This window comes from Zavarzinia sp., from assembly GCF_049306435.1.
In the GTDB taxonomy this organism is placed as follows: Bacteria; Pseudomonadota; Alphaproteobacteria; order Zavarziniales; family Zavarziniaceae; genus Zavarzinia.
Genome location: NZ_JBAQRT010000247.1, coordinates 1 through 8,561 on the forward strand (window position 1 = coordinate 1; position 8,561 = coordinate 8,561).

General features: G+C 66.3%; 12 protein-coding genes. 4 read left to right on the top strand and 8 right to left on the bottom strand.

Annotated elements, in window-relative coordinates:
• Together WAZ62_RS14335 and WAZ62_RS14340 are read left to right on the top strand one after the other, a co-directional pair.
• Positions 1-547: PaaX family transcriptional regulator C-terminal domain-containing protein (locus WAZ62_RS14335; RefSeq protein ID WP_422644218.1), on the top strand; the 547-nt coding region annotated here is incomplete at its 5' end.
• Positions 510-1,469 carry a fatty acid desaturase family protein gene (locus WAZ62_RS14340; RefSeq protein WP_422644219.1) on the top strand — a complete coding sequence of 320 codons (960 nt, stop codon included), beginning with the start codon at positions 510-512 and terminating at the stop codon, positions 1,467-1,469. The genes WAZ62_RS14335 and WAZ62_RS14340, both read left to right, overlap by 38 nt.
• A gap of 6 nt (positions 1,470-1,475) precedes the next feature.
• Here WAZ62_RS14340 and WAZ62_RS14345 read toward each other — a convergent pair whose 3' ends face one another.
• The 3 genes from WAZ62_RS14345 to WAZ62_RS14355 all read right to left on the bottom strand — a co-directional run bounded on the left by WAZ62_RS14345 (position 1,476) and on the right by WAZ62_RS14355 (position 5,668).
• Positions 1,476-2,054: a hypothetical protein gene (locus tag WAZ62_RS14345; protein WP_422644220.1), complete on the bottom strand. Its 579-nt coding sequence runs from the start codon at positions 2,052-2,054 to the stop codon at positions 1,476-1,478.
• 162 nt (positions 2,055-2,216) lie between these two features.
• Complete coding sequence (locus tag WAZ62_RS14350) at positions 2,217-5,126, bottom strand: beta strand repeat-containing protein (RefSeq protein ID WP_422644221.1); 2,910 nt, start codon at positions 5,124-5,126, stop codon at positions 2,217-2,219.
• Between the two features lie 221 nt (positions 5,127-5,347).
• Positions 5,348-5,668, bottom strand: a complete 321-nt coding sequence (locus WAZ62_RS14355) for a hypothetical protein (RefSeq protein ID WP_422644222.1) — start codon at positions 5,666-5,668, stop codon at positions 5,348-5,350.
• Between the two features lie 235 nt (positions 5,669-5,903).
• Here WAZ62_RS14355 and WAZ62_RS14360 point away from each other — a divergent pair, with 235 nt between their 5' ends.
• Positions 5,904-6,320, top strand: a complete 417-nt coding sequence (locus WAZ62_RS14360) for a hypothetical protein (protein WP_422644223.1) — start codon at positions 5,904-5,906, stop codon at positions 6,318-6,320.
• The gene (locus tag WAZ62_RS14365; RefSeq protein ID WP_422644224.1) at positions 6,320-6,742 is read left to right on the top strand and encodes a hypothetical protein; all 423 of its coding nucleotides are present in this window, start codon (positions 6,320-6,322) and stop codon (positions 6,740-6,742) included. Before WAZ62_RS14360 ends, WAZ62_RS14365 begins: the two co-directional genes overlap by 1 nt.
• Positions 6,743-6,819: 77 nt before the next feature.
• Here WAZ62_RS14365 and lysC read toward each other — a convergent pair whose 3' ends face one another.
• From lysC to WAZ62_RS14390, 5 genes are all read right to left on the bottom strand, one after another.
• Positions 6,820-7,113 carry an Rz1-like lysis system protein LysC gene (gene lysC, locus WAZ62_RS14370; RefSeq protein WP_422644227.1) on the bottom strand — a complete coding sequence of 98 codons (294 nt, stop codon included), beginning with the start codon at positions 7,111-7,113 and terminating at the stop codon, positions 6,820-6,822.
• The gene (locus WAZ62_RS14375) at positions 6,995-7,441 is read right to left on the bottom strand and encodes a hypothetical protein (protein WP_422644229.1); all 447 of its coding nucleotides are present in this window, start codon (positions 7,439-7,441) and stop codon (positions 6,995-6,997) included. Before WAZ62_RS14375 ends, lysC begins: the two co-directional genes overlap by 119 nt.
• The gene (locus tag WAZ62_RS14380; RefSeq protein ID WP_422644228.1) at positions 7,435-7,638 is read right to left on the bottom strand and encodes a DUF6527 family protein; all 204 of its coding nucleotides are present in this window, start codon (positions 7,636-7,638) and stop codon (positions 7,435-7,437) included. Before WAZ62_RS14380 ends, WAZ62_RS14375 begins: the two co-directional genes overlap by 7 nt.
• 95 nt (positions 7,639-7,733) lie before the next feature.
• Positions 7,734-8,234, bottom strand: coding sequence for a lysozyme (locus WAZ62_RS14385; RefSeq protein WP_422644225.1), 501 nt, complete (start codon positions 8,232-8,234; stop codon positions 7,734-7,736).
• A complete protein-coding gene (locus WAZ62_RS14390) occupies positions 8,218-8,472 on the bottom strand; it encodes a hypothetical protein (protein WP_422644226.1) in 255 nt (84 codons plus the stop codon). Before WAZ62_RS14390 ends, WAZ62_RS14385 begins: the two co-directional genes overlap by 17 nt.
• Positions 8,473-8,561 lie beyond the last annotated feature (89 nt).

Here is an 8,561-nt window from a genome sequence, read left to right on the forward strand (position 1 = left end):
GGGCCGGGGCGACCGCGCGGCGCTGCGGGCGCGGACGCGGGCGCTCAATCTGGCCGGCCTCGCCGAGCTGGAACGGGATTTCTTCATCCGCCCGGACAATCTGCCCGGCGGGGTGGATGCCTTGCGCCAGCGCCTGCTGACCCTCGGGCTGGAACCCGCGGCCAATGTCTTCGTCGCCGGTGGTTTCGATGCCAGGCGGGAGGCGGCGGCGCGGGCGCTGTGGGACGGCGCCGCCCTCTCGGCCGCCTATGACCGCACCCGCCTTGATCTCGACCGCTGGCTGGAGGGGGCGCCCGGCCTCGATGCCGATGTCGCCGCGCGGGAAGCCTTCCTGCTGGGCGGCAAGGCGATCCGCCAGGTGATCTATGATCCGCTTCTGCCCGAGCCCCTGGTCGACGCGGGCGCGCGCGAAGCCTTCTTCGCCGCGACCCGCCGCTTCGATACGGCGGGCCGGCGCCTGTGGCGGCGCTTTTTCGCCGCGCAGGCCAACAACAACGAGGGAGAGACAGATGAGCAGCTTCCGGCTGACCGACGCCTTCACGCCTGAGGAAATCCGCGCCTTCAACACCAAGTCGGATCTGGCCGGCTGGTGGGCCGTCGGCGGCACCTGGGCGCTGATCGCCGCGACCTTCGCCGCGATGGCGATCTGGCCGAACCCGGGCACCATCGTGCTCGGCCTGATCATCCTCGGCGGGCGGCAGCTCGCCCTGTCGATCCTGATGCATGAGGCGGCGCATTACAGCCTGTTCAGGACGCGGACGCTGAACGACAGCATCGGCCAATGGCTCTGCGCCCGGCCGGTCTGGGGCGATGTCGCGCGCTATCGCAAGCATCACATCCAGCACCATTCCCACACGAGTTCCGACCTCGACCCGGACCTGTGCCTGGTGGCGCCCTTTCCGACCACGCGAGCCTCGCTGCGGCGGAAATTCCTTCGCGACCTGTCGGGTTATACGGCGGCCAAGCGGGTGCTGGGCCTGTTCCTGATGGATATCGGCGCCCTGACCTACACGGTCTCGGGCGGCGCCCGCCTGATCCCGCGAAACGGTCGGCCCTGGACCGCCTATGCAAGCGAAGGCATCCGCAACATGGCGCCCCTGCTGATCACCAACGGCATTCTCGCCGGCGTGCTGGCGGCGACCGGCAACGGGCTTCTGTATCTCGTCTGGCTCGGGGCCTATTTCACCACCTACAGCCTGTTCATCCGCATCCGCGCCCTCGCCGAACACGCCTGCACCGAGATGAGCGATCATCCCTTGCGCAACACCCGGACGACGAAGGCCGGCCCGATCGCCCGGCTGACGGTCGCGCCCCTCCATGTGAACTACCACCTCGAGCATCACCTGATGCCCTCGGCGCCCTGGTTCCATCTGCCCCGGATGCACAAGGTGCTGCGCGGCCGCCAGGCGACGCCGCCCGCACCCACCTATGGCGCGGTGCTGCGCCTCGTGACCGCCAAGGCGGCCTGAGCGGGATCACATCCCGGCGAGTTTCTTCACCTCGTCGATCTTCCAGCTGCCGAACAGGGCCTTGACCTCGTCGGCGGAAACGCCATTGCCCTCGGCCTGCAGCAGCAGGCGTCCGCCGAGGGTCAGCAGGATCTGGACCTGGCCCGACTTGTCGTCCTTCAGCATGGCTTCCTCGCGCCCGATCCTGATGCGCTGGAAGCCGGCCTGGGCCGCCATCATCGGATTGGCGAAGACCATGCCCATCGATTGCAGCATGGGGCTGTCGGCGGTCATGCTCAGCTTCACCGAATTACCCTCGGCATTGGTGTAGTCGCGCGAGACACTCTGGCCCATGCCCATCATGGCCATGGACTGGGCATCGACCTCATCCGCCGTCCAGCCGGCCGGCGGCTCGGGGAAGGTCGAGCCGTAGGATTCGTTCATCCTGGCCTGGATCGCCGCCGTGGCGAAGCCCAGTTCCTTCAGGGCGCCCGCCAGATCGCCCTTGGCGTAGAGATCGGCGGACAGTGCCAGACCGTCGAAAATCTCGTCCGCATGCCCGGGCACGGATGTCGCCAGCAGCAGTGCCGCCGCCGTCGCGGCCATTCCCAAACGCCTTGCCATCATCTTCATAGCTTCCCCCGCGGTGGTGGTGCCGGCCCCGTCCAGCGGGATCCGAATCGCCGACACCATCGCCCGTCCGGGGCACCGCGCCAAGCCCGGACCGTCCGCGACGTGATCCCGGTCACGTCGCGGCGTCGGCGGGCCTCAGACCAGCGCGAAGTCCGCCAGATCGAGGCTGGCCGGCTTCGTCACCAGCGTGGCGAACTGGGTCAGGGCATCGGTTTCGCCATCATGGAAATAGACCCGGCCCATGCTGGTGTCATAGAAGAAGACATCCCCGCTCAACCCCACGGCCGAAGTTCCCGAGACGACATCGACCGTCTCGAGAGGATCGAGGCCAAGGCCCGCCCGGTCGATCTGCAGCGTGTCCCCCGCTTCCCAGTCGTTGATGCGATCGATGCCTTCCGCACCCGGCCGGCCAAAGACGAAGGTGTCGTCGCCGGCACCGCCGTAAAGCTGGTCGTCCCCGGCCCCGCCGGTGAGCGTGTCCGCGCCGTCCCCGGCGATCAGGCGATCGACGCCGCCATTGCCGATCAGCACATTGTCGAGGGCATTGCCGCGAATGGTGTTGTCCTGCTCGTTGCCCGCGCCCTGGATCGCCGGCCCGGTCAGCACCAGGGTCTCGGTATGGTCGGACAGGGTATGGCTGGCCGCCGTCGAGGTGACCCGGTCATTCCCCTCGCCCTCCAGCTCGACGATCGTGTCGCCCTCGCTGTCGACGAAGTAACTGTCGTTGCCCGCGCCCCCCGTGAGCGCGTCGTCGCCATCGCCACCGGTCAGCGAATCATTGCCGGCACCGCCATCGATGATGTCGTCGCCGGCATCGCCCTTCAGCGCGTCATTGCCATTGTCGCCGTTCAGCGTGTCGGCCCCGGCGCCGCCGATCAGCACGTCGCGGCTGTCGCCGCCGCTCATCACATCGTCGCCATCGATGCCGTAAAGCCGGTTGGTCGCGGCATCGCCGGTCAATGTGTCGCCGAAGGCCGAGCCTATGACATTCTCGAAGCCGGTCAGCGTATCGCCCGCCGCGTCACCGCCGCCGACGGTGCCGAGCCCGAGGTCGACGGCGACGCCGGCCGATGAGTCCTTATAGGTTATGGCATCGACACCAAGGCCGCCGATGAGGCTGTCGGCCCCCGCCCCGCCCACCAGCACGTCATTGCCATCGCCGCCATCGAGCGTATTGGCCGCGCCCGTCCCCACCAGCACGTCGTTGAAACCCGAGCCCGTCAGATTCTCGATGAAACTCAGCGCATCGCCCGCCGCATCACCGCCACTGCCCGCGCCGGTGCCCAGATTGACGACGACGCGGGTGCCGGAGGCGGCATAGGACACCGTATCGGTGCCATCGCCGCCGGACAGCGTGTCGGCCCCGCCGAGGCCGACCAGCGTATCGTCGCCGTCGCCGCCGGTCAGCACGTTCGTGGCGGCGCTGCCGGTCAGCGTGTCGGCCAGGGCGGTGCCGATTACATTCTCGATGGAACTCAGCGTATCGCCCTCGGCATCGCCGCCCGAAGCCGTGTTGCCATCGAGGTTGACGGTCACGGCCCCGGCGGAGGCGGAATAATCGGCGGTATCGCTGCCATCGCCGCCGGTCAGTACGTCGTTGCCGGCGCCGCCGATCAGGATGTCGTCGCCAAGGCCGCCGTTCAGCGTGTCGTTGCCGCCGTTGCCGGTCAGCCTGTTGGCGCCATCGTCGCCGGTCAGCGTGTCGTTGCCGGCGCCGCCGATCAGATTCTCGATGCCCGACAGCGTGTCGCCCTGGGCATCATTGACCTGACCGATGCCGGTCCCGAGGTTCACGATCACATTGAAGGGGGAGGAGGCATAGCTGGCTGTATCGATGCCATCGCCGCCGATCAGAATGTCGGGACCGTCCCCGCCTTCCAGCAGGTCGTCGCCAGCGCCGCCGTCGAGCTTGTTGCGCCCGCCATAGCCGGTCAGCACGTCGTTATAGGCGCTGCCGATCAGGTCTTCGATATCGGAGAACGTGTCGCCTTCCGCGTCGCCGCCGCTGGCGGTGCCCGCCGCCAGGTCGATGGTTACCGCCGCCGAGGAGAGACTGTAGGACGCGATGTCGAAACCGCCGCGGCCGATCAACTGGTCGGCGCCACCCCGGCCTTGCAGCGTGTCGTTGCCATTGCCGCCGGTCAGGATGTTGTCGAGCGCGTTGCCGGTCAGGGCCACGGCAACGGTGCTGAAGGGATTACTGTTCGAGAGATTCTCGATATTGTCCGACAGCGTGTAGCTGGACGAGGTCAGGACCAGATCCGTGCCGCCGCCCGACAATTCCACGATCACATCGTCCAGACTGTCGACAGAATAGGTATCGTTGCCGGCGCCGCCGGTCATCGTGTCGTTGCCGCTGCCGCCGTCCAGCGTGTCGTTGCCGCTGCCCGACGTCAGGAAGTCGTCGCCGCCACCGCCCGAAAGAGTCCGATCGACCGAAGCCACCATCGACAGCGTATCGCCATGGGCAGAACCGATCAGCCCGATGATTCCGGTCAGCGTGTCGCCCTCCGCATCGCCGCCATTGCCCGTGCCATCGCCATCGGCGTCGAGCGCGACGGTGACCCCGGCATCGGACAGGCTGTAGGACGCCTTCGCCACGCCATTGCCCGAGATGATATCCGCCCCGCCCGCGCCTTCGAGGATGGAGGCACCACTATTCGACGTCAGGACATCGGCATAGGCCGAACCGATGGCGGATTCGATCGAGGAGAGGGTGTCGCCATCGGCATCGCCGCCACTGGCCGTCGAGGAAGCGCCGATGGTGACGGTAACGCCGGCCCCGGAATCGATATAGGAAACCGTGTCGTTGCCGAGGCCGCCGTTCAGGGCATCGCTGCCCGCGCCGCCCCGCAGGACATCCGAGCCATTGTCGCCGTTCAGCACGTCGTTGTCGGCGCCGCCTTCCAGCGTGTCGTTGCCATCGCTGCCGTTCAGCGTGTCATTGCCGGCAAGGCCCTGGATCAGATCGTCCTCGATCCCGCCGTCGAGCGTCGGATTGTCGATCCCGTTGTCATTGCCATTGGTGCCGATGATCGTCGCCATAGTCTCGTTCCCCTCAAGGCAAAGAGTCGGCGCAAGGCCAAGGCGACAGCCACCCGCCACGCCAAGACCTGCATCCGACTTTGAGGGGGATGGTATTGCGGGATTAGAGATGGGCCAGTGTTAAATCAGTAAATCGAGAGGGATTTTTCGCCTATTCGCCCCGAAATGGCCTCACATAAATTTTCATCGGCAATAATAAACGCAGGTACTCAATTTGGGTATCAGAACGGCCCCGCGATACTTCCAGGCAGCCTATACTGATCGGAAGATGGGGTGAGTATGGCCAGCGAGCGGCACCCCCCGTGGCCGAAACGGGGCTGCGCCGGAAGGCCGGCGAAGCGAATCGCAAGCCCCCGGACGGAGGACAGAATCGAACGATCCATGGGGAAGGGGATGGAGCGGGCGATGGGAATCGAACCCACGACACTCAGCTTGGGAAGCTGAATATTTTCAATAGAAATCAATACGTTATTGGAAAAACATCCAAATTTCTGACCATTGAATATCAATGGCTTATCGGCCACCAGAAAAACGAAAAGCATGGCGCCTCGGCCCCAAAAGCAATAAGGGGACCGGCTGGACCGATCCCCTTGGCGCGGTCGGTGACTGGGAGACCTTCGCGCGCCATCATCCTGTCACTACGCGGCATCAGAGGCAAGCCCGAGTTTCATCTGGTCCCTCTGGATATCCCCAAGCCCCTTGCAATAGCAAGCCGGCCCCCATATACTGGACCGGAAGCAAGGGGCCAGGCCCCGGCTAAAGGCAGGAGGCCAGACCATGAGCGAAGCAATTTTCTCCCCGATCCCCCGCGAAATCGCGCAGCGGCTTGCCGAATTTGCATCGCGCCGAAATCTGGGCAAGACGGTCGAAGTCGAGGGGCAGAGCTACACGCTCGACTACATCTCCGCCAGTTCCAGGCAGCGCCTGAAATCGAGGGGGCTCAGCCTGTATTTTCGCGCCGCCGGGCACGTCATCAGGATCTCAGATCACTGGGCTGAATCCGAAGGCAACGACGGGTCGAGGAAGCTCAACTGCGGGTCCATCAGCGGCAAGCGCTGGCGGCTTGGCGAGCAAGCGGAGCATATATATTACTACGGCAAGGGGGGCCGCCGGTTCCCGTTCCGGCTACTTGCCGGAAGGTGCAGCGTCGCCATCCTTAATCAAACCTGCGATCATTGGAAGGAGGCCGCTTGATGGCTGCATCGAACATCCCCCCCGGTGAATTCGAGCACCGCGCGGCAGAGTTCCGCGAAATCGCCCATAAATGGGGCGGCAAAGAGCCCCTCCACTCGCTCGCCCGCGCCCTTCGGGGCGCGGGATTGCTGACCGGAATCCATGCGGAAAAGACGGTCAAGCGCTACGCCAGCGGTGAGCGAATTGCCCCCGACGAAATCGTCGACTGGATTCGGAGGGACATTGAGAGCAAAGATCGCTGGGTGATCGGACGGTCGGACCAGGGGAGGCCGGCCGCGGTCCACCTCAAGGCACCCAGGTTTCTTCTGACCATGACCGAGCGCGGCGAGGTCTTGCGCATCGAGTGGCTGGATGCCAACCCAGGCCCTCATAGCGCGGGCAAACTCGTAAAAGAGGCCGTAGCCCTTCTGGCGCAGGGGTAACTCGGCCTAGCCGCCGGGCCGCCGCTCCACCGCCGTCCCCGTATCCCCCGCTCACGCGGGGACCAAAGGCCCGGCCATCAAAAGCCGGGCCGTCTCATTTGGTCCGCCCACCCCCTGATCCCCGAGAGCCGGCCCCGGCAGTCCTGCCCGGCCCGACGCAGTTCCACGATCCAGAGCGCAAGTCCCGTGTCGTCGACATCGGCGGCCGGCGGCGACGGCTCGGGCGAGCAAGTCAGCAGGCTTGCCGGGATTTCAGGGGTGATCACCTGCGGCGCCGGCGGCGCGGAGGTCGTCGAGCAGGCCCCGCACAGCAGGGCTATCGATGCAAGCACGAGAGCGGGGAGCGGCCGCGATGCGGCGGCGGAGGGCATCGGCATGGGATTCCGCCTCCCGGCGGGCGCGTTCGACGGTTTCGAGGGCGGCTTGGGCCGCGGCCTGATCAGCTTGGAGCCGGGACAGGGCGGCGGCGGTCAGCGCCTGCGCCTTGCGGGCATCGGCCGCGGCGATCTCGGACAGGGCGAGATCATGGCGAAGGCCACTGATCCAGATCCAGATGACGGCCGCAGCGATGATGCCGGCGCAGGCCAGTGCCCAGCGCCATGAGCCGCGCAGGGCTGCCCAGATCGCGCCAGCGCCGGGGACCAGGGCGGGCAGCCAGTCGAGATGATCGAGAAGAAGAGATGACAGCCAGGTCAGCATGACACCCACTCCCCGGCGCGCAACCAGCCATGCCAGTGCGTTTTGGCCTCATCACCCGTCCGCATGGTCACGCGGTGGACGCTGGGCGTAAGGGTCGGATGGGCGGCATTGCCGTCCCAATCCCAAGACGGACTTGGCGCTGGGCGGAACGCGATATATCCATCAGAGCCACAGCCGCATGGGCAGACATAAATCATGCCCCTCACCTTCCCGCCTTCCCGCACCAACTCGAAGGCGCCAGGGGTTCGGTTCTTATCAAGATCGTCGACGAGGATAGCCTTTACAGGCGCGCTCACGGTACAAGCCCCGTCTCACACAGCGCCCGTTCGGCTGCCCGCCGCTTGACGAGACCGGGCAGGATGCGGCCGCGCGCGGTTACCCACTGCGTCCGGCCGGAATCGGCCTCGTTGAAAGCCCTGCACCCGCCCCGCCAGTCACCGGTCCGGAAGCGCCGCGCCGCCGTCGAGGCGCAGAAGGCGGCCGTCCCGATGTTGTAGGCGAAGCTGACCGATGCGGCGAGTTGATAGGTCCGGCCGGCGAGCTGCGGTACACAGGCCAGTACCGGCTCGGCATGGGCGATCAGCTCTTCCTCGAGCGAGGCCCGGCATTCCGCCTCGGTGTAATGCCGGCCGACCTCGACGTCGGTCGTGTCGCCCATGCATTTCGTCGGGATGCCGACCGGATCGAGATAGCCCCGCAGAATCGTACCCTCGAACAGCGGCACGATCGCGAACAGGATCGCGGCGGCGGCGGCACCGGTGAGGCCCGCGAGGGCCTTACGCTTGCGGGTCATCATGCAGCCCCTTTTGCTTGATCAGGCGCGCGGCGATCGAGGCCGCGAAGACGACGACGCCCAGCATCGTCATGGCCCGTTCGGGGATCAGGGCGCGGATCTCGTCCGGCATCATCTGCCAGAGTTGCAGCGCGGAATCGGGCCAGAGCGTCAGCACGCTGGTGAGGGCGGTGCCGGCGGCGGCAAGGCGCACCGACCATAGGCGCCACCAGGTGCGCCGCCAATTGTCGATCAGCATGGTCACTCCCCTTCCCGCCCGACCAGGTCGGGCAGCGGATCGTCCGTTGTTACAGATTGCGGGCGGCGGGCGCGCTCAAGCCCCATCAG